General features: G+C 43.8%; 16 protein-coding genes and 5 tRNA genes. 14 read left to right on the top strand and 7 right to left on the bottom strand.

All coding sequences use genetic code 11. From position 1 onward, the window contains the following. Window positions 1-51: 51 nt before the first annotated feature. A complete protein-coding gene (gene msrA / locus MAR181_RS10405; protein ID WP_013796547.1) occupies window positions 52-711 on the bottom strand; it encodes a peptide-methionine (S)-S-oxide reductase MsrA in 660 nt (219 codons plus the stop codon). 188 nt (window positions 712-899) lie between these two features. On the opposite strand from msrA, the gene MAR181_RS10400 reads away from it, so the two are divergent. From MAR181_RS10400 to MAR181_RS10375, 5 genes are all read left to right on the top strand, one after another. Beyond that, window positions 900-976 (top strand) — tRNA-Met (locus tag MAR181_RS10400). Between the two features lie 44 nt (window positions 977-1,020). Further along, window positions 1,021-1,097: transfer RNA gene (locus tag MAR181_RS10395), tRNA-Met, on the top strand. A 368-nt stretch (window positions 1,098-1,465) separates the two neighbouring features. Further along, a tRNA-Met gene (locus MAR181_RS10385) sits at window positions 1,466-1,542 on the top strand. A gap of 100 nt (window positions 1,543-1,642) precedes the next feature. Further along, window positions 1,643-1,719 (top strand) — tRNA-Met (locus tag MAR181_RS10380). Between the two features lie 125 nt (window positions 1,720-1,844). Next, window positions 1,845-1,921 (top strand) — tRNA-Met (locus tag MAR181_RS10375). A 318-nt stretch (window positions 1,922-2,239) separates the two neighbouring features. Here the strand turns inward: MAR181_RS10375 and MAR181_RS10370 are convergent. From MAR181_RS10370 to pdxR, 4 genes are all read right to left on the bottom strand, one after another. Then, complete coding sequence (locus MAR181_RS10370; RefSeq protein WP_013796546.1) at window positions 2,240-3,634, bottom strand: aminotransferase family protein; 1,395 nt, start codon at window positions 3,632-3,634, stop codon at window positions 2,240-2,242. A gap of 27 nt (window positions 3,635-3,661) precedes the next feature. After that, window positions 3,662-4,420: an SDR family NAD(P)-dependent oxidoreductase gene (locus MAR181_RS10365; protein ID WP_013796545.1), complete on the bottom strand. Its 759-nt coding sequence runs from the start codon at window positions 4,418-4,420 to the stop codon at window positions 3,662-3,664. Window positions 4,421-4,430: 10 nt separating this feature from the next. Then, window positions 4,431-5,165 (bottom strand): sulfite exporter TauE/SafE family protein, encoded by a 735-nt coding sequence (locus MAR181_RS10360; protein WP_013796544.1) that lies wholly within the window; start codon window positions 5,163-5,165, stop codon window positions 4,431-4,433. Between the two features lie 173 nt (window positions 5,166-5,338). Then, complete coding sequence (gene pdxR, locus MAR181_RS10355) at window positions 5,339-6,811, bottom strand: MocR-like pyridoxine biosynthesis transcription factor PdxR (protein ID WP_013796543.1); 1,473 nt, start codon at window positions 6,809-6,811, stop codon at window positions 5,339-5,341. Window positions 6,812-6,975: 164 nt separating this feature from the next. Here pdxR and tauA point away from each other — a divergent pair, with 164 nt between their 5' ends. The 3 genes from tauA to MAR181_RS10340 all read left to right on the top strand — a co-directional run bounded on the left by tauA (window position 6,976) and on the right by MAR181_RS10340 (window position 9,843). Next, complete coding sequence (tauA, locus tag MAR181_RS10350; protein WP_013796542.1) at window positions 6,976-8,004, top strand: taurine ABC transporter substrate-binding protein; 1,029 nt, start codon at window positions 6,976-6,978, stop codon at window positions 8,002-8,004. A 76-nt stretch (window positions 8,005-8,080) separates the two neighbouring features. Further along, entirely contained in the window at window positions 8,081-8,929 is an 849-nt protein-coding gene (locus tag MAR181_RS10345; protein ID WP_013796541.1) for a taurine ABC transporter ATP-binding protein, read from the top strand. Further along, window positions 8,929-9,843, top strand: coding sequence for an ABC transporter permease subunit (locus tag MAR181_RS10340; protein ID WP_013796540.1), 915 nt, complete (start codon window positions 8,929-8,931; stop codon window positions 9,841-9,843). The genes MAR181_RS10345 and MAR181_RS10340 overlap by 1 nt, the downstream gene beginning before the upstream one ends. 61 nt (window positions 9,844-9,904) lie before the next feature. On the opposite strand, the gene MAR181_RS10335 is transcribed toward MAR181_RS10340, so the two are convergent. Beyond that, entirely contained in the window at window positions 9,905-11,167 is a 1,263-nt protein-coding gene (locus MAR181_RS10335; protein WP_013796539.1) for a hypothetical protein, read from the bottom strand. A gap of 178 nt (window positions 11,168-11,345) precedes the next feature. Between MAR181_RS10335 and MAR181_RS10330 the strand changes: the two genes are divergently transcribed. The 6 genes from MAR181_RS10330 to MAR181_RS10305 all read left to right on the top strand — a co-directional run bounded on the left by MAR181_RS10330 (window position 11,346) and on the right by MAR181_RS10305 (window position 19,157). Beyond that, a complete protein-coding gene (locus MAR181_RS10330; RefSeq protein ID WP_013796538.1) occupies window positions 11,346-12,443 on the top strand; it encodes a GGDEF domain-containing protein in 1,098 nt (365 codons plus the stop codon). 220 nt (window positions 12,444-12,663) lie between these two features. Then, window positions 12,664-13,665, top strand: coding sequence for a D-xylose ABC transporter substrate-binding protein (xylF, locus tag MAR181_RS10325; protein ID WP_013796537.1), 1,002 nt, complete (start codon window positions 12,664-12,666; stop codon window positions 13,663-13,665). Window positions 13,666-13,723: 58 nt separating this feature from the next. Continuing rightward, window positions 13,724-15,253, top strand: a complete 1,530-nt coding sequence (locus MAR181_RS10320) for a xylose ABC transporter ATP-binding protein (RefSeq protein WP_013796536.1) — start codon at window positions 13,724-13,726, stop codon at window positions 15,251-15,253. Then, on the top strand, window positions 15,246-16,376 hold the full coding sequence (locus MAR181_RS10315; RefSeq protein WP_013796535.1) for a sugar ABC transporter permease: 1,131 nt from the start codon (window positions 15,246-15,248) through the stop codon (window positions 16,374-16,376). The genes MAR181_RS10320 and MAR181_RS10315 overlap by 8 nt, the downstream gene beginning before the upstream one ends. Window positions 16,377-16,409: 33 nt before the next feature. After that, complete coding sequence (xylB, locus tag MAR181_RS10310; protein WP_013796534.1) at window positions 16,410-17,861, top strand: xylulokinase; 1,452 nt, start codon at window positions 16,410-16,412, stop codon at window positions 17,859-17,861. 111 nt (window positions 17,862-17,972) lie between these two features. Beyond that, window positions 17,973-19,157: a XylR family transcriptional regulator gene (locus MAR181_RS10305; RefSeq protein ID WP_013796533.1), complete on the top strand. Its 1,185-nt coding sequence runs from the start codon at window positions 17,973-17,975 to the stop codon at window positions 19,155-19,157. A 140-nt stretch (window positions 19,158-19,297) separates the two neighbouring features. Here the strand turns inward: MAR181_RS10305 and xylA are convergent, their stop codons facing one another. Beyond that, a complete protein-coding gene (gene xylA / locus MAR181_RS10300; protein ID WP_013796532.1) occupies window positions 19,298-20,617 on the bottom strand; it encodes a xylose isomerase in 1,320 nt (439 codons plus the stop codon). Window positions 20,618-20,772: the final 155 nt, after the last annotated feature.

The raw sequence follows: 20,772 nt of genomic DNA, 5'->3' as shown, positions 1-20,772 counted from the left end.
TCACCAGTTTTTTTGTCATTCTATTTTATTCTTGTACTTCTTATTTGTTTTCTACTTCATTAACCCAATAGGACAGCTCACCCCTGTACCTGCCAAACCACAATATCCATTAGGGTTCTTATGCAAATATTGTTGATGGTATTCTTCTGCAAAGTAATAAACATCAAGAGGCTCTATTTCGGTTGTGATCATGGCGTGACCAGATGCTAACAGTTCTTTCTGATAGGCATTTTTGCTTGCTTCAGCGATTGCGATGTCTTCATCGCTATAGGTATAGATAACAGAGCGATATTGACTGCCAACATCATTTCCCTGTCGCATGCCTTGGGTAGGATCATGATTTTCCCAGAAGACTTTCAGAATGGCCTGCAAGTTGGTCTGTTTGGTGTCGTAGATAACTTGAACCACTTCACTGTGTCCGGTTTGACCAGTACAGACTTCTTCATAAGTCGGGTTTTTAGTGTAACCACCAGCATAACCAACGGAGGTAACAATAACACCAGGAGTATTCCACAGCATTCTTTCCGCCCCCCAGAAACACCCCATTCCGATAATGACTTCTGCTTCATTAGGGGTTATTTCTCGGAGGAAGCTTTTGCCGTTAACAGCATGAATTCCAGAAACTTTAATTGGCATGTCACGACCTGACAGGGCTTCGGTTTTACTTGGTATCGACGACTTTTTAAGTATTTGTTCAATTAAATTGGACATAGTGAATTCCTTACAAGCAAAATAACATGGGCGACACTTTTACAGACAGTGCATCAGTCTTCAAGCCTTTTCTTGAAACATAAACTACGTCAACTGTGTTAAAAAAGTGCAAAAGACGTTTAATTTAACTTAATGGTAATATAGTGTTGACTCTGTATTTAATCTACCTATAATACGCACCTCGTTGACGCGGGATGGAGCAGTCTGGTAGCTCGTCGGGCTCATAACCCGAAGGTCGTTGGTTCGAATCCGGCTCCCGCAACCAGCAACGAAACTGAAATTGTTAGTGATAGTAGAAAATTAATTTGTCGCGGGATGGAGCAGTCTGGTAGCTCGTCGGGCTCATAACCCGAAGGTCGTTGGTTCGAATCCGGCTCCCGCAACCATTTCGATTTTGATCGGTTTGAAATAAACCAATCATTGGTTCGCTTTTGTTCAAGAAATTGACTCCTGCAACCACTTCGATTTTGATCGGTTTGAAATAAACCAATCATTGGTTCGCTTTTGTTCAAGAAATTGGCTCCTGCAACCACTTCGATTTTGATCGGTTTGAAATAAACCAATCATTGGTTCGCTTTTGTTCAAGAAATTGGCTCCTGCAACCATTTCGATTTTGATCGGTTTGAAATAAACCAATCATTGGTTCGCTTTTGTTCAAGAAATTGGCTACCGCAAACCATTACAATTAATTTAGCCGCATAATATCCTCAGTTTTAAAAGATACAATCTAAACATGATTAAGCGTTTAGCATGGCGCGGGATGGAGCAGTCTGGTAGCTCGTCGGGCTCATAACCCGAAGGTCGTTGGTTCGAATCCGGCTCCCGCAACCAATTTGAAAAGGTGATGTTTTTCCTTTTTAAACGTTTTAATTTTGATGAGATGATGAATCTTTGTTTTCTGCATATAAGCTATTTAAATAGCTTAATCTGTCGCGGGATGGAGCAGTCTGGTAGCTCGTCGGGCTCATAACCCGAAGGTCGTTGGTTCGAATCCGGCTCCCGCAACCATTTCAGAAAAGTCGTTGGTTTTCATTGTAATTGAAAAGTGGCTCATGCAACCAAATAGCATTCGTTTTGGTGATATGATCTAACTTTAGTTTCTGCATATAAACTATTCAAATAGTTTAATCTGTCGCGGGATGGAGCAGTCTGGTAGCTCGTCGGGCTCATAACCCGAAGGTCGTAGGTTCGAATCCTGCTCCCGCAACCATTTCAATCCCCCTTTTTTTAAAAGACATTGGTCGCTTTTTTCTCAAAAGCAACTCAGTCCCTATTTAATTTTTCAGCCATTCACTGAACGCTTTTAATTCTTTTATCATAAGCTGCTCCAGTAGTGATTCACTATTACTCTTTACTGGGTAACTTAGCGTATTTTTCCATCGAAGAGCGCATTTCATCATAGTTCTTGCTTGGTATATTTTTGTCTATGAAGCAGTGGAGGAGAGCAGAAGAATCAAAGAGTGAATGAGTCGATGAATTCACCCGGCTAATGACATGGCACTCGCCGGGTAGGTTTAACGTGAAGGGATTAGGCTTGCGTTAAATCAACCGTTAGATCAGAAAAAGCTTGGTCGAGTGTTGTTAAAATTTGCTGAATTTGAGCTTCAGTGACACATAAAGCTGGACTCATGTTCAAAATGTTGTTGAATTCAGCAAAGCTGCGATTGGTTCTGCCTATTAATAGACCTGCTTGTTTGCACTTTGCAAAAATGCTGATAGCAAGGGTTTCATCCACTGGCTGTTTGCTGGTTGAATCTGTGACAAGTTCGATGCCCACTAGTAAGCCTTTGCCTCGAACATCGCCAATAATCGGGTATTTTGTTTTTAACTCTTGTAAGCCCACTAATAAAAGGTCACCCATCTTAGCGGAATTTTCGATTAAATTTTCCTTTTCAATGATGTTCATATTAGCAATGGCGGCGGCCGGTCCAGCTAAGCAGCCACCGTAAGTCGAGATGTCTCGAAAATAACCCAGTTTATCTGTGTTGTCGGATTCTTGAAGGTCTTTGTATACGGCTTCTGTTGTCACAGTGCATGAAATAGCGGCATAACCTGAAGCAACACCTTTGGCCATGGTGACTATGTCTGGTTGGATATCGTAATGTTGGTATCCGAACCATTTCCCTGTTCTGCCCAGTCCACATACGACTTCATCTAGAATCAAAAGAACGTTGTGTTTTTTACAGATCTGCTCAACCGCTTTTAAATAGCCTTCTGGTGGGGTAATGATGCCTCCTCCGGCCGTAATAGGCTCAATAATGACGGCGCCTACCGTGTCAGGACCTTCCTGTAAAATGACATCTTCCATTAGTTGCGCGGCTTTGACGCCATAGTCTACTGTCTCTTCAAATTGACTACGGTATTCAAAACAATGAGGGAACTCGACAAAATCTGGAACAAAAGGACCGAACTGATCCCGTCTTTGTGATTGGCCAGTAGCGCTCAGAGCAGCAATAGTGGTGCCATGATAGTCTCTTTCTCTGTAAAGAATTTTACTTTTCTTACCCGCGTATTTTTTGTGGGAAATTTGTCTCACCATTTTGAAGGCTTTTTCGTTGGCTTCTGACCCTGAGCTTGAGTAGAACACTCGATTCATGCCAGGCATTTTGTCAATTAAGTGACTGGCAAATATCGCAGCAGGTTTGTTGCCCATAGCGCTGGCGAAGAAATTCAGGTCAAGCAGTTGCTCACTGATTGCATCAACAATTTCTTTACGCCCGTATCCGGTATTGGTTACCCAGACGCCACCTGCCGAGGCATCCAAGTATTGATTGCCATCTATGTCCCACAGATCGAGACCTTGGCCTTTTACAAAAACGGGCAAGCCATTATCGGCAGCGCTACCAGGTGTTAAATGGTGCCACACATGGTCTTTATCAAAGGTTTTGATTTCATGGTTAGTGTATTCATTGATTAAAGACATACGATGTTCCTCAGCATAAAGAGATGATTAGTGACGGTGTACGGCAAAAGGTGACCAGCTTTGACTCACTGGCATGATTTCCAACTGATTGATGTTTAGATGAGCAGGGAGTTGAGCAATCCAAAGTAGTGTCGCGGCAATATCCTCTGGTTGTATCGCGTCGGTGCCTTTGTACAAGGCGTTATAGGCCTCTGTGTCACCGCCTGTTCTCACAAGGGTAAATTCGCTTTCCGATAAGCCTGGCGCTAGGCAAGTCACTCGAACGCCAGTACCTGCTAGGTCACAGCGTAGTGCTAATGAAAATTGTTCGACAAAAGCCTTGGTCCCGCAGTAAACATTGCCGCCAGGGTAAGGCCATTGGCCGGCAATGGAGCCAATGTTAATGATGCTGGCCGATTTGCCAGTGTTGATCAGTTGTGGCAGTAACGCGTGAGTGACGCTGGTTAAACCCTTGATATTGGTATCTATCATAGTGTGCCATTGCGCTAAATCGGATTGTTGAGCCGGTTCTGTTCCAAGGGCTAATCCTGCGTTATTAATGAGCAAGTGAATGGACTGGAAGTCAGGCGGCAGAGAGTTAAAGGCCGTTTTAATCTGTTCGGTATCACACACATCAAGTGTCAAGGTGAGTACTTTGGTCTGTGGTGATAGGGTTTCTTTGATCTGTTTTAGCCGATCACTTCTTCTCCCTGTGAGGATGAGATTCCATCCAGATTGAGCAAAGAGTTTGGCTGCAGCTAAGCCAAATCCAGAAGTGGCGCCTGTAATAACAGCGGTTTTATTCATATCTCTCTCCTTAATAAACAATGGGTAAGTTGAAATAAAGACTCAATGCAGACAGAGAAATCAGCACGGGTAGGGCGATGTGTCGAAATGATTTAGGTGGATTGCGATGGAATAGCCATTGGCCAATCATGGCGCCGATAAAAGCAGGACCCAACAAGATTAAAGTAGGCAGCCACAATGAAATGTTAATAAGATTATTCATCACCATAAGGACAACAGACGCTAAATCCGTTGCGCTGAGAAATAGCACGAGCGTGGCGCGTTGTACCTGGGCGATGTAAGGGGTTAACAGTAAATAGCAAACCACGGGAAGGCCACCAATTGAGGCAGCAGCAGTAAATCCACCAGAAATGGAGCCAATCATTCGGGTAAGCCATTTGTTGGGGGGTAAATGAGTTGAATGGGTTTTTAATAACCAAAGCGACATGGCTAACACGCTTAAACTGACACTCAATTTGAGGAGCTGATCTGGTACTTTAATTAAGATCACAAGACCAATGGGGATGCCAATGAAGGCGCCAATACTCAATTGTTTTAGCAAATCAATATTCGCGTAACGCCATGCTTTTCTAATTAAGCCAATTGAACAAATTAAATCCAACATTAAGATTACAGGGACACTGACTTTGGCTGGCCAAATAAAACTTAAACCTGAGATAGCGATGGCGGCGAAGCCAAAACCAGTATAACCACGAATGACAGCGGCCATAAAAATTAACAATATGGCGAGTTCAAAATGAGGCATTCAACTTGTCTCCGTTATCACTGGCCCGAAGTGAGATGAAGTATGGGCGCAGTGATACGGTATAGGGGAACCTAGATAAGGTTATAGGTCCAGCTGAAAGGGAATATGGTGCCAGTGAAGAAAGACGCGAATAAGGCTACTGGATGAGATGTTTGGACTGGTTCGTACCTTCCCTAGATAAAATGGTCAAAGACGTTTTTCAAGGCGGCTATGCCGGGCTCAATTTTATGAGATTCTATGGCTGAGAAACCTAAGCGGAAATAATTCTGTGGGGGATTTTCGGCCGTAAAGTGAACGGCACCTGGCTCCATTAGAATACTGCTTTGTGCGGCTAACCAAGCGACTTCTTCTGTATTGATGTGTTCTGGTGCTTTTAACCAAACAGAGGTGGCGCCTGCACTGACATGTTCGCTGGTGCGCATATTAGGAAGGTGTCGATCAATAGCGTCGTTTATGCGTTGCAGTTTAGAAGCGTTAATGACTCTGAGTTTCCTTAGATAGGTGTCGTGGTAACCCAAGGATAAAAACAGGGAAAGCTGGCGTTGAATGTTCACTGGGGGATGGCGATACATGAGTCGTCTAAGGGCTCGAACTTCTGTTATTAATTCCTCATCTGCCACCATAAACCCAACTCTTAAACCAGGGGAAATGGATTTTGACATGCTGCCGATGTAAATCACTCGATTGTTTTTATCGAGTGCTTTTAAGGCCGGTTGCGGATTGTGTTTCATGTTCACTTCGGCATCATAATCGTCTTCAATGATGATGCAATCGTGCTTTGTCGACAGGTTTAGTAGTCGTTGTCTTCTCTCTTTACTGAGCTCGACGCCAGTGGGTACTTGGGTGCTTGGGGTGACGTAGAGGTAATCACACGTCTTTAAGTCGTCATTTACGATGAGGCCATGCTGATCGATTGGTTGTCGGTGAATCTTGGCATTAAAGAGCGAAAAGATGTTCAATGCGTCTCTAAATCCTGGGTTTTCCAATGCCACTTTTGTGGTTTGATTGCAGAGTAAATTGGCCAGTAGGTATAAGGAGTTTTGAGTACCAATGGTGATTAATATTTCACTAGATTCAACGTAAATGCCACGTCGTGGTAATAAACGAGTACGAATCTGTTCAATCAATAGTGGGTCATCTGAATCCACAAGGTCATTAATCCAATATTTATTCCATTGTCCAGACATGCTCTTTCTAACGCAGTCACGCCATTGTTCTAACGGGAAAAAGTCTTTTTGTACCTGACCATAGATAAAGGGATATTCAAATTTTTGCCAATCATAGGGTTTGACGATATTGATTTCATTACTCGGTTGTTTTTGAAATCGCTCAGACCAATTAGGAGGACTAGAATCCTCCTTATGCACCAAATCTGTGCTCAGTGCTTCTGTGTTATGAAAGCTATGGTTAACGAAAAAGCCTTTTCGCGAGTGCGCTTCAATGAAACCACTGTCCACTAAGCTTTCATAGATTAATACAATGGTGTTTCGAGAAACCCCTAGCATCTTGGATAGGTGGCGTGAGGAGGGGAGTGGTTCATCCAGTGGTAAACTCCCTGTTAGTATCAAGTTGACGATAAATTCTCTGATCTGATCCTGCAGTGTTCTTTCAGGGTCAAACTCTATATGAAAGTAATGTTCTAACAAGATGAACCTCTAAATCATCAATTTGATGCTCCAATCTAATGCAATATTTGCTCCATAAATGGCATCTGGACTAACGCTTCTAAGCAACTGGATCTATCGCTTCATTATCGACAACTTTTAAGGTGGGAAAGGTAGCAACCAATTCCATACTCAGGAGAACGAAAATGAACGTGAAGCAAATAACCAAACTGGCCCAAAAAAGTCTCGGTTTATCTGTATTAATGAGTAGTTTGTGTCTGTCGCAATTCGCAAAAGCCGAAACCATTACCATCGGCTACCAGGGTATGATGAACCCTTGGAAATCAGTGATCGCTGAAAAAAAGCTAGAGAGTACGACAGGAATGGAAGTGGAATGGCGTCGATTTGACTCTGGTGCTAAGGTCATTACCGCTATGGCATCCGGTGATATTGACATTGCAACCGCAGGATCCAGTCCAATCGCCGCTGCGGTTAACCGTGGACTGGACATTGAACTAGTGTGGATTCTTGAAAACATTAATGACGCAGAAGCGCTCGTCGTTCGTGATGGTTCAGGTATTGCATCACCGCAGGACTTAAAAGGTAAAAAAATCGGTGTGCCATTTGTATCAACAACGCATTTTCACATGTTATTTGCACTAGAACAATTTGGCTTAACGGACAAAGAGGTGAATTTAATTAACATGCAGCCTAATGCAATCGCTGCGGCTTGGGAGCGAGGAGACATAGACGGTGCTTTTATTTGGGACCCAGCTTTAGGGCGCATCAAACAGTCTGGTCAAGTGCTTATTAGTTCCGGAGAACTCAGTCGTTGGGGCAAAGCGACATTTGATGGCATGGTAATTAATAAGTCCTTTGGTGAAGAGCACCCAGAGACTGTTGCTCAACTGATTAAGTTGATATCCGACGTTGATTCTGAATATCGCGCGACCAAAGGTTCTTTGACGGCTGACTCTTCCTTGGTGAAAAACATTGCCAAGATGACGGGAGGGCAAGCCGAAAATGTACCGGGTGTACTGGCTCTGTACGACTTTCCAACTTTAGCCGAGCAAACTAGTTGTACTTGGCTCGGGTGTGGAAACGAAGGTGGTGCTGCTAAGGCATTGATGTTTACCTCCGAATTTCTTAAGCAAGAAGGCAAAGTACCGGCTCTTGCGGACGATTACAGTGTCTTTGTGAACCCTTCTTTTGCTGAAGCCGCTGCAGACCTTTAAGTGAATAAACGCTTCCTTTTGACGATCTTGTTTTCAAAAGGAAGCGGCCGTCAGAGTTATATCCTTGGAGAAGGCAATGAGCCGATTACAGATTCATGATGTGTCCGTACGTTATCCCGGAATGAACGGTGGCGATACGGTCACCGCTTTATCAGGCATTAATTTTCAGATTGAGCCAGGCGAATTTGTCGTCGCATTAGGGGCGTCAGGTTGTGGTAAGACGACCTTACTCAATTTGATGGCTGGTTTTATCCAACCGAGTGATGGCTATTTAACCCTTGGTGACAGTCAAGTGTTTGGCTTGCCTCGTGTGGCCGTCGGAGTTGAGCTAAACGATCAAATTACAGGGCCAGGCAAAGAGCGTGGCGTGGTGTTTCAAAAGCATGCTTTGTTGCCTTGGCTAAATGTATTGGAAAACACCGCTTTTGGTTTGAAACTGCAAGGTGTTGGGTTAAAAGAGCGCCATGCCAGAGCGAGTGAGTATCTGAAGTTAGTTGGCTTAGAAGATTTTCATAAACACCCAGTGTATCAACTGTCTGGTGGCATGCAGCAACGTGTTGGGATTGCCAGAGCATTAACCAATGATCCTAGAATGCTGCTATTAGATGAGCCGCTAGGGGCGCTGGATGCCTTGACACGAGAAGTATTGCAAGAGCTGTTATTGGAAGTGTGGCAGCAAACTCAGAAAATGATGTTTTTCATCACCCATAGTGTAGAAGAAGCTTTGTTTATGGCTTCTCGCTTAATCATTATGTCACCTCGACCAGGCCGAATTACCCATGATTTTTCTTTGGATTTTAATAAGGTGTTTCTAGACACCCGAGATGCTCGAAAAGTGAAGTCTATGCCTGAATTTATTGCCATGAGAGAGAAAGTTTTAGGCATTATTCATGGTGACGAAGCGGTAAATGGAGGAGCTCACTAATGACCAAATCATTTGATCCAATGGAATCTGTCGATCAACTTAGTCGCCGTTCTAAGCCAAATTCTGCAACTAAAACGACTATTCTGAGCCGTTTTACCAATTTATTTGCCGCAGGGCCAGTGAAACCCGGTGAGTCTTATGGCGCACCGGGCCAAGGAAAAAGCCTCGCTATTAGCTTGTTAACGACATTTTTGCTGATCTTTATATGGTATCTAGCGACTCAGCTACAGTGGGTGAAACCTTTGTTCCTTCCTTCTCCCGTCGCGGTAGTGCAAAGATTTTGGGAAGTTGCCACGCAAGGTTTTGCTAACGCGACCCTGATAGAGCATACCGGCTGGAGTATGATGCGGGTCTTTTCTGCGTTTGTTCTCGCGTTACTCACGGCCGTTCCTATTGGTATTTTTATGGGGGTAAACCGTGTTGTTCGAGGATTATTTGATCCTATTATTGAATTTTATCGTCCATTACCGCCTCTAGCTTACTTGCCATTGGTCATTATTTGGTTGGGTATTGGGGAAGTCTCAAAAGTTGTGTTGATATACCTAGCGATTTTTGCCCCTATGGCGTTGAGTGCCAGAGCTGGTGTGAAATCGGTAGCAATAGAGCAAATTCACGCCGCCTATTCGATGGGGGCAACACGATGGCAGGTCATTCGTCACATTATTTTGATTAATGCGTTGCCAGAAATTTTGACTGGGATGCGCATCGGGATTGGATTTGGCTGGACAACATTGGTGGCGGCGGAAATGGTCGCGGCTCAAGCCGGATTAGGATTCATGGTACTCAACGCGGCAGAATTTCTGGTCACGGATGTGGTGATCATGGGCATTATTGTTATCGGCATTATTGCGTATTTATTCGATCTTTTTATGCGTTATTTAGAACGTAAATTGGTGCCTTGGAAGGGACGTTAATCATCTCAGCTATGCCATTCTTAGCTTGCTAACAAGATAGTCAGGCATGCTGGCGATCTTGTTAGAAATAAAGCCCATTGACCAGACTGCACAATAGCCACATGAAGATGGCGTAAGGGTAGCTGTTTTTCACTATGGTTCGAGTTGGAATCTGATAGCGACTGGTCATCAAGAGCCCAAGTCCTGTGAGTCCACTGCTGCCAGCCGAAATGGCCCAAGCACTTAAGAAGAGAAAACCAAGCTGGGTAGGATCAGGGTGAATTGGTAGCAAAATTGGGCTGACAATGGCAATGCTGACCACAGGGTGGATGCCAATCAAGCCTAAGAGAATCATGCCAGCGAGTAAGGCCGAAAATAGCCAGTTACTAAAGTTCAGGTTTTCTAGGCTAAAGGCTTGAGGGTAGCTGAGTATGACGGCACTGATACCACTTGAAAACACGCCAGCGGCCAGAAATAGCGCAAATTGGCTGCCGACTTGCGGTAATTTGTGATGAATGAATTGATTCAAAACCGTGGTTCTCGGCCGGCTTTTCATCAGCAAGATTGCAGAGCAAGGGGCGAGTACACAGATAAGCGTTAAAATGCGAATGTCTGGGGAAATGAAATGAACCACAATCACGGCACAGGCTAAAAAGAGTGGAATAAAAAGGCTTTCTTTTCTTATCGGATACCCTCGAAATTCACCATTACTTTGTTTATAAGCCTCTAGGCTAGAATATAGAATCGCGACCATTCCCATTGCAAAACCAGGAAGAATAGTCTGTTGCCATTGCATGCCAGGTGCATAGGTTAATGCCACGCCGGTCGCGACAAAGAATGGCGACCACCAAGCCGCAGCGGAGAAATTTCGGGTTAAGATGTACTGCTGTATCGGACTTAATGTCTTCATACCTTTCATGCGATCTGCGAACACCATGATGACAGACAAATTGATGACGGCGCCTAATACTTGAACACCGAAAGCAGTATTCAAAATAGCACTAAAACCTTTTGGCAAAGGACGATTTCCTTCTTGTTGGTTGGTGAGGTCTAGAAAAGATACGGCGACAAACATAGACAACATGGGTAAATTAATGGCAAACATCTGTTGCCAGTTCATCCAAACGCCTCGAGAGCCTGCGTATAATAAACACAGTAAACCAATCATACTGAGCCAAGTAGATTGTCGCCTGGCGCCTTTAGTTAGGCTTTTCCACATTGCAAAATTCGCAGTCCAAGCAAATAGTGTAGGGACGATTAAGGCGTGGGTTTGCCAAAGACTAATGAGATAAAACAGCAGCGTGCCGAGCACCAGCCAGCCCGTGTATATCCGTACTAAATTCATTTAGATATCCTTTAGGAGCAGGCCTTTCACAATAAGCTAAGTGATTTATTATCTTAAATAAAAAGAGATTTAGGTAAATTTTAGGAGAAGCCTAGAGAATAGAGAAAAATTCCACTATTTTAAAGATAGAACTTTTGCTTCAAGTGATTTTTTAGTGGCTTTTAATAAGGCGAAGGGAATGAAGGGGTTTATTATTAGAGTGTCTCGTCATTATCGTCGGGTATTATTACAGAGTTTTAGCGATAAAGAGTATTCTTATCAACGCTATTTAGCGGCTTTTTTTGGCTTAATTGGTTCCGTTATTTCCTTCGCGATGGGCATTAATTCCATTCTTATCGATTTGTTCGGCTTAGCGATTTCTTTATTTGCCACCAGCCTTTTGTTGTTTTTATCCTTTTTATTATTGATGTCAGACAAGTATGTGCGCTATCACAATGGGATAAAATACATGGCGCTGGTTGCCTTGTTGTCATTGGGGGCGTATCTCATACATTCGGGTGGTGTCGACAACAGTGGGCCTTTGTGGATATACATTTTTCCATCTGTGATCTTTGCTTTTTGCGGTTTTAAGATAGGTATTATGATCAATGTGGTCTTTTGCGCCATTTTGATCTTGATACTGTATACCCCTGATAACTACTTCTTGAGCACCCTTTATCCCGTAGCTTTTAAGTCAAGATTAGTGCTCTCATTTTCGACAACGGTTGCGTTATCAGCATTTTACGAAGCGACAAGACATAACTCTTATTTGAAAATGAAACGTTTAAAAGTCAAATTTGAGCAAGAATCTCAGATAGACGAATTAACGCATTTGCCGAATCGAAGAGGGATGCGCAAAAAGTTAAGGGAAGCGTATCGTAAAGCGATAACGTCTAATCAAGTTTTTACCCTTGCTGTGTTCGACATTGATCACTTTAAAAATGTGAATGACTGTTTTGGTCATGAGATTGGGGATGAGGTTCTGAAACATGTTAGCGATGTGTTGAGTGATGGCATTCGTGAGCAGGATATTTTGTCTCGCTGGGGAGGAGAGGAGTTTTTACTGCTATTGCCTAATACAAATGGAGAAGAGGCTTTTCCATTATTAGAAGAAATGCGAAAGCTGATAGAAAAATCCCATTATCACAAGGCAAATGAGGTCATCACTATTACCTTCAGTATCGGGTATTGTGAGATGTCTGACACTGTGAGCTTATCTGAGATGATTCATTTAGCCGATGTCAGTTTATACAAAGCCAAGCAAACGGGCCGAAATAAAGTTTTAGCTCATGGGTAATACTCAATTGATAAACAGACGCAGGTATTTGATCAAGGTAACTTGTTTATTGGTCTAATTATCTCGACGGTTAGAGTACTCAAGGTTGATTTTTCCTTGGTTTTATAAAAAAGGCTAAGGCTAAACAAAAAAAGATAATACCCCTCAGAGTTTGATCATTTTACATTCCTTTTACTCCTTTGGAGTTCCTTCATAAATAAAAATAAAAAGGAATGCGAAGATGAAAAAAATCCTATCAGTAAGTTTACTGGCCACTGCTTGTGCTGTGGCATCCATACCAACTTGGGCGGCAGGTGAAAAAATTGGTCTGCTCATGTCTGATTTACGTTTAGAACGTTGGCAGAAGGACCGTGATTTGTTTACTGAGGCGGCTGAAAAAATGGGCGCTAAAGTTTACACCCAATCCGCTAATGGCGATGTCAGTACTCAAATTTCTCAAGTTGAAAACATGATTTCTCGTGGTGTTGATGTTTTAGTTATCGTGCCAGAAAACGGGGAAGTATTGAGTAATGTGCTGGACGAAGCTAAAGCTGAAGGCATTAAAGTGCTGGCATACGATCGCTTGATTAAATTCGCCGACATTGATTTGTATGTGTCTTTTGACAACATCCGTGTTGGCGAAATGCAAGCCGAAGCCCTTCTGAAAAATAAGCCTACAGGACGCTATTTTCTAATGGGCGGTTCGCCTACCGACAACAACGCTAAAATGTTTCGACAAGGTCAAATGAATGTTCTTCAGCCGGCTATTGATGATGGCCAAATTCAGATTGTAGGTGACCAGTGGGCCATGGGATGGTCAGCAGAAGCCGCGCTGAATATTATGGAAAATGCGTTGACAGCAAACGCCAATAAAATTGATGCCGTGGTGGCTTCTAACGATTCCACCGCAGGTGGTGCGATTCAAGCATTAGCAGCGCAAGGGCTCAGTGGCGATGTGGTGATTTCTGGGCAAGATGCGGATTTGGCCGCCATGCGACGTATCGTAAAAGGGACACAAACCATGACGGTTTATAAGCCGATCGCCAAATTGGCGACAACCAGTGCCGAAATGGCGGTGAAATTGGCTCGTGGTGAAAGCATTCAAACGAATGGGCAGATCAATAACGGCTCAAAAGACGTTGATGCTGTGTTGTTAACGCCGATTGCTGTTACGAAAGGCAACCTTGATGCCACAGTCATTGCTGACGGCTTCCACTCTAAAAGTGATATTTATAACCCGTAATTCATCCTAATGAATGGCACTCTTTGAGTGCCATTTGCTTTTCATAAGGTGTGAAAACATGAAGCAAGATTTATTATCGATGCGCGGGATCATAAAAAGCTTTTCTGGTGTGCGTGCATTAAATGGCATTGATATTCGCTTAGCAGCGGGGGACGTGTTGTCTATTTGTGGGGAGAATGGCTCGGGTAAGTCAACCCTGATGAAAGTGTTAAGTGGTGTTTGGCCTCATGGCAGTTATGAGGGGGAAATCGTTTTTGCTGGTCAAGAAGTAAAGGCCATGAGCATTCGTGATACTGAGGCACAAGGTATTGTGATTATTCATCAGGAGCTGGCCTTAGTAAAAGAGTTGACCGTGATGGAAAACATCTTTCTGGGGAATGAGTTGGGGCCCCCATGGCGCATTAACGAAGAAAGTATGTATCAACAAACCCTTGCATTACTGTCCCGCGTTAATCTATCCATTTCACCGGATACTCAGGTAAGTGAACTAGGAGTCGGGCAACAGCAACTGGTTGAAATAGCGAAAGCACTGAATAAAGACGTTAAATTATTGATCTTGGATGAGCCTACCTCCTCTCTCACTAACCAAGAAATTCACATCCTCCTGGACATCGTTCGCAGCCTTAAAGAGCAAGGCATTGCCTGTATTTACATTTCTCATAAATTGGATGAAGTTTTGGCGCTCTCCGATTGGGTGTGCGTCATTCGAGATGGAGACCATATTGCCACCCGTGCGGCCACCGAATTAACTCAAAATGACATTATTGGCATGATGGTGGGGCGTGAAATGGATCAACTGTTTCCTCGTGAGGTCCACGAAATAGGGAATGTTATTTTAACGGTTAATAAAGCTTGCGCACGTTTATCAGGGGCCAGTCGGCCTCAGGTGGATGAGGTGAGTTTTGAGCTACGTGAAGGCGAAATTTTAGGCATTGCTGGCTTAATTGGTTCTGGTAGAACCGAGTTGATGCAGTGTTTATTTGGTTCGTATCCAGGAGAGTATTCAGCAGAGATTAAAGTGGCTGGTCAACCAAAAGTGATTCGTTCACAACAAGCGGCGTTAAAAGCCGGCATTGCAATGGTGCCTGAGGATCGAAAACGGCATGGTATTGTGCCGATCATGGGAGTTGGTCGAAACATGACGTTACCCGTATTAGACAAATATCAAACTTGGTTTGGGGCGATTGATGAACAGCAAGAACATCAAGATATTGAACTTTACCTTGAACGATTGAAAGTCAAAACTGCGTCTGCTGACTTAGCCATTAAGCACCTTAGTGGAGGCAATCAACAAAAGGCCATCATTGCGAAATACTTATTAACGCATCCTAATATTTTGATCTTAGATGAACCAACACGGGGCATTGATGTGGGGGCCAAATATGAGATTTATAAGCTCATGTATGCGCTTGTCAAACGTGGCGTTTCCATCATTATGGTGTCGTCCGAATTACCCGAGGTGATTGGTATTAGTGATCGAGTGTTAGTGATGCATGAAGGTCGTTTAAAAGGCCAATTTGAACATCAAGGATTAACTCAAGAAATGATCATGAATTGCGCGATTAAAGAAGGTGTTTCCAATGTTTAAAACAATCAAAACGAGTCAGTTGCAATTACTTGCCATGATCGCAGCGCTGTTACTGATTTTAGTGTTCTTTTCCATTGCGACAGAAGGGGCGTTTATCTCGCCACGTAACATTTCAAATTTAATTCGGCAAACCGCCATCGTGGGAATTTTGGCCATCGGCATGGTGTTTGTCATCATCAGTGCCGAAATCGACTTATCTGTTGGTTCTATGATGGGGTTATTGGGTGGTATTGCTGCGATACTTGATGTCTGGTTTCATTTTCCATTATTTCTGAGCATTGTCATTACCATGTTTGCGGGCCTAGTACTGGGATTGTTCAATGGTTGGTGGATTGCCTACCAAAACGTCCCTTCTTTCATTGTTACCTTAGCTGGCATGCTCGCATTTCGTGGTATTTTAGTGGGTTTGACCGACGGTGTGACGATAGCACCAACCTCCAGTTCATTGGCCATCATAGGTCAAAGCTACTTACCTTCAGGTTGGGGGATGAGTGTGGTTGCTCTGTTATGTTTAGGGCTTATTGCACGGGTATTTTCTCGTCGTCGAGCAAGACAGAGACATGGTGTGGTGAACCATGCCGCTCAGTTTGAATATGGCAAAGCCTTAGTTGCCGTCATGGTTTTACTGTCTTTATTAGCGATACTGGAAAGTTATCGGGGGATTCCGACGCCTATTTTCATTATGGGGGTGCTGATTTTAGTGGCCACCTATATCGCAAAACGAACCGCATTTGGTCGTCGTGTCTATGCGATTGGTGGCAATATTGAAGCCACTCGTATGTCTGGTGTAAAGGTTGAAAAAACCAAGATGCTGGTGTTTGGCTTCAATGGCGTGATGGTCGCTGTGGCAGCCTTAATATTGACGTCGAGACTGGGTGCTGGGTCGCCTGCGGCGGGTAACATGGCCGAATTAGATGCCATTGCGGCATGTGTCATTGGCGGCACCAGCTTAGCAGGCGGCATTGGTACTGTTTTAGGTGCCATTATGGGGGCCTTGATTATGGCCAGTTTGGATAATGGTATGAGCATGTTAGATGTGCCGACATTTTGGCAATTGATTGTGAAAGGTGCCATTCTGTTATTGGCGGTTTGGCTCGATGTGAAGACTAAGAAACAACAATAAGACAAATAAAACGATGATGATTAAGGTTATGGCATGTATATCGGCATTGATTTAGGCACTTCTGGCGTAAAAGCTGTGTTAATGAATAAAACAGGTCAGATTGTGGCCACCAGTACCGCGCCCTTATCCGTTTCTCGGCCACAAGCTCTGTGGTCCGAACAAGATCCAGAAGATTGGTGGCAGGCGACAGATAAAGCAATGATCGAACTTGGTCAAGAGTATGATTTATCGGATGTGGAAGCCTTGAGTTTTTCTGGTCAAATGCATGGTGCGACCTTATTAGACAGTCATGGGGAGGTACTCAGACCAGCGATTCTTTGGAATGATGGCCGTTCTCACCAAGCCTGTTTGTCTTTGCAGCAGCGCTGTCCTGATATCCAAGCAATCACAGGTAATTTGGTCATGCCTGGTTTTACCGCACCTAAGTTGGTTTGGGTGCAGCAACATGAAGCGGATATCTTCCGCAAAATTGATAAGGTGTTGTTGCCGAAAGATTACCTTCGATACCGCATGACGGGGGATTTTGCGACCGATGTATCCGATGCCTCGGGTACCTTATGGCTGGACATGGAGCAGAGGCAATGGAGTCCACTCATTCTAGAGGCTTGTGGCCTGACCATTGAACAGATGCCAAGCTTGTTTGAAGGTACACAAGTAACAGGTTATCTCAAACAGGATATGGCCGAACACTGGTCTATTCCTGCGGTGGCCGTTGTGGCAGGGGCGGGTGATAATGCAGCTGGTGCTATTGGCATGGGTATCATTGAGCCGCAACAAACCATGTTGTCACTGGGCACATCCGGGGTGATTTTTTCCGTCAGTGAAGGCTTTGTAGCAAACCCTGCGGTGGCTTTACACAGTTTTGCTCATGCGGTTCCGAATACATGGCACAGTATGTCCGTTATGTTAAGTGCCGCAAGCTGTTTAGATTGGGTCGCAAGATTGGCGCAATTTAAGGATGTGCCATCGGCGTTAGTGGCCGCGTCTAGTCGGACTCACTCGAATCAGGACAGTTTATTCTTTTTACCTTATTTGAGCGGTGAACGAACCCCACATAATGATGCTAATGCGAAAGGTGTTTTTTGGGGAATGACGTATGAGACGACGGCCGCGGATTTGGTCCAAGCTGTGTTAGAAGGGGTGTCTTTTGCTTTGCTTGATGGTTTGGATGCGGTGTGTTCTGTGCAAAAAATTGATTCGACCATTGATGTGGTCGGAGGGGGAGCACGAAGTGAATATTGGCTACAGATGTTGGCTGATATTTTTGCTCGACCTTTGGTTTATCGAGAGGGTGGGGAAGTCGGGCCGGCACTTGGTGCTGCTCGTTTAGCGGCCATCGGTGTGTTGCCCGAAGGGGCTTTATCCGACATTTGTCGTAAACCTGACGCTATTAAACACTTTGATCCTAACCCAGAGCATGCTGATTATTACCAGCAAAAAAGAGCGACATTTCAAACACTGTATCACAGAGTAAAAGGCTTATAACTTATCAGGTGCTTGTGGCTTTTATTCAACATTGTATTTCTTCAGCAAGAAACACCAATAGCAAGTATGCTTTTGTAGTGGATAATAAAAATAATATAAGGAATGCTGCAAATGTTTGAAAAGCGCTATCGCTTAAACTTGGTGTTTAATGCCAATAAGGTCTATGACCGACAAGTCATTGAAGGCATCGGAGAGTATTTACAGGCCGCCCAATGTGACTGGGATGTGTACTTTGAAGATGACTTTCGCAGCCGTTTGGATGGACTCAAACACTGGAAGGGCGACGGCATCATTGCCGATTTTGATAACCCGGAAGTAGAAGACATATTAAAGGGAACTCAAATACCAACGGTAGCGGTTGGTGGCTCCTATCAACGACGGGAAGATTACCCTCAACTGCCTTATGTGGCGACAGATAATGCGGCTTTGGTCAAAAGTGCCTATCAGCATTTAAAGCGTAAAGGTTTAACGGAATTTGGTTTTTATGGTGTGCCAGCCAATAAATATCACCGTTGGTCAAGTGAGCGACAGAATGCTTTTATTGATCAGGTGAGTTCCGATGGCTATCGGCCTCATGTTTATGAAGGCTATTTAACCTCCACTCAAATTTGGGAAACGGCACAACAGGGGTTAGAAAACTGGTTGTCCGATCTGCCTAAACCCGTTGGCATTGTCGCTGTTACGGATTCACGTGCTCGTCATCTTTTACAAATCTGTGACCACCTAAATATTATGGTGCCTGAGCACGTTGCGATTATTGGCATTGATAATGAAAATATGGCGCGTTATCTGAACCGCACTGCTTTGTCATCGGTAGAGCAGGGCTGTAAGCAAATGGGCTACGAAGCGGCTAAAATTTTGCATCGTATGTTACTCGGCTACCAACTTGATAAAAGTTTGGTGTTGGTTGATCCAACTGGGGTGCAAGAGCGTCAATCATCAGACTATCGAGCGTTAAAAGATCCTCATGTTATTCAGGCTATGCATTTTATTCGTCATAATGCGTGTCGTGGCGTAAAAGTGGCGCAAGTGGTTGATTATATAGGTCTTTCAAGAACCAACTTAGAAGCCCGTTTTATGGATGAAATGGGGTGTTCCATGCATGAGCAGTTGCACATGACAAAATTTTCTCGAGCCTGTGAATTGATTATTTCAACCAACTTACCTTTTGATGAAATAGCACGAACTTGCGGTTATCCATCTGTGCAATATATGTATACGGTATCACGCAAAAATTTAGGCATGACACCGGGAGAGTATCGTGTCTCCAGTCGTTTATTAAAAGAAGATGCTTAAAGCTGATAATTTACTTTACGCAACTTAAAAGTGACAAAATAAAATCGCATCAAGCGCTTTTATTTTGTCTTAGGTTTTTGTTTATTATTGACACTTGATGAAAAACGCATGATGTAACAGAACAAGGGTTAACACACTGTCTAGCGACGAATGTAGGCATTCACCAGATTTTCCAGCATTTCTTGTCGGCCTGATTCTGGACTGGGGTTAAGATTATGCTTTTCGACATGCTCGGCAACTTGGCTTAATGTCATGTTGCCATTAAGAATGCTTTGTCCCAATGTGTCTTGCCATTTTTCATAGCGCTTTTCCACTAAGGCATTGAGCTTTTGTTCTTCCAGCATAGCAGCGGCTTTTTCTAAGGACAGAGCAAGGGTGTCCATTGCACCGATATGACCGTGAAATAGGTCTTCCAGATCGATGGATTGACGTCGTAACTTGGTATCAAACATATAGCCGCCCGTTTGGAAACCGCCTGATTTTAGGATTTCATAAGTGGCGAGCGTATATTCTTCCACACTGGTTGGAAATTGGTCGGTATCCCAGCCTAATTGAGGATCGCCCTGGTTGGCATCAATCGAGCCTAAAATACCCAATGAGCAAGCGGTAGCGATTTCATGGTGAAAGCTATGACCAGCCAAAGTGGCGTGGTTGGCTTCAATGTTTACCTTAATGTCATTTTCTAAACCAAACTCTTTTAAGAAACCAAATACCGTGGCGGTGTCATAATCGTATTGGTGTTTGGTTGGCTCAGCAGGTTTGGGCTCGATTAATAAGGTGCCTTGAAAACCAATATTGTGTTTATGCTCGACCACCATTTGCATAAAACGACCTAGCTGATTGCGTTCACGCTTTAGGTCAGTGTTGAGTAAGGTTTCATAACCTTCTCGACCACCCCAAAGAACATAGTTTTCGCCTTTCAATCTGTGTGTGGCTTGCATAGCGTGACACACTTGAGTGGCGGCATAGGCGAACACCTCTGGGTTTGGATTAGAGGCTGCCCCCGACATGAACCTTGGATTAGAAAACGCGTTCGCTGTGCCCCACAGTAATTTCATACCTGTGGTCGCTTGTTTGGCTTCTAAAACATCGACCATCTCTGAAAAATTCTCAATGTATTCGCGAATGTTCTTACCTTCAGGAGCAATGTCGACATCGTGGAAACTGTAATATGAAATGCCTAATTTGGTAAAAAACTCAAAGGCGGCATCGGCTTTTAACTTGGCGGCCTGCATTTCAGAGTCGGCGCTAAACCAAGGACGTTGAAACGTACCGGCTCCAAACACATCACTCCCTTGCCAACAGAAGTTGTGCCAATAACAAGCGGCCATTCTCAAGTGCTCCGCCATGGTTTTCCCCATGATTAACTTATCGGCTTGATAGTGTTTAAAGGCAAATGGATTGGTCGATTCAGGGCCTTGGTATTGTATTGGTTGAATAGTCGGAAAAAACTCGTTCATGTTGAACTCCTAAAGCTTGTTATTTTTGTTAACGTCCTCTGGCATCTTGGTTTTTTAGCAACTTAGCTGCAATTACGAAATTTCTTGGTTCCATTATAGATTTTATGGAATGGCGTGATTCGTGGGTGATAAGTCAATTAATAAAACGCCGTTTT

This window comes from Marinomonas posidonica IVIA-Po-181 (assembly GCF_000214215.1).
In the GTDB taxonomy this organism is placed as follows: Bacteria; Pseudomonadota; Gammaproteobacteria; order Pseudomonadales; family Marinomonadaceae; genus Marinomonas; species Marinomonas posidonica.
This window is presented reverse-complemented; position numbering and strand designations above follow the sequence as displayed.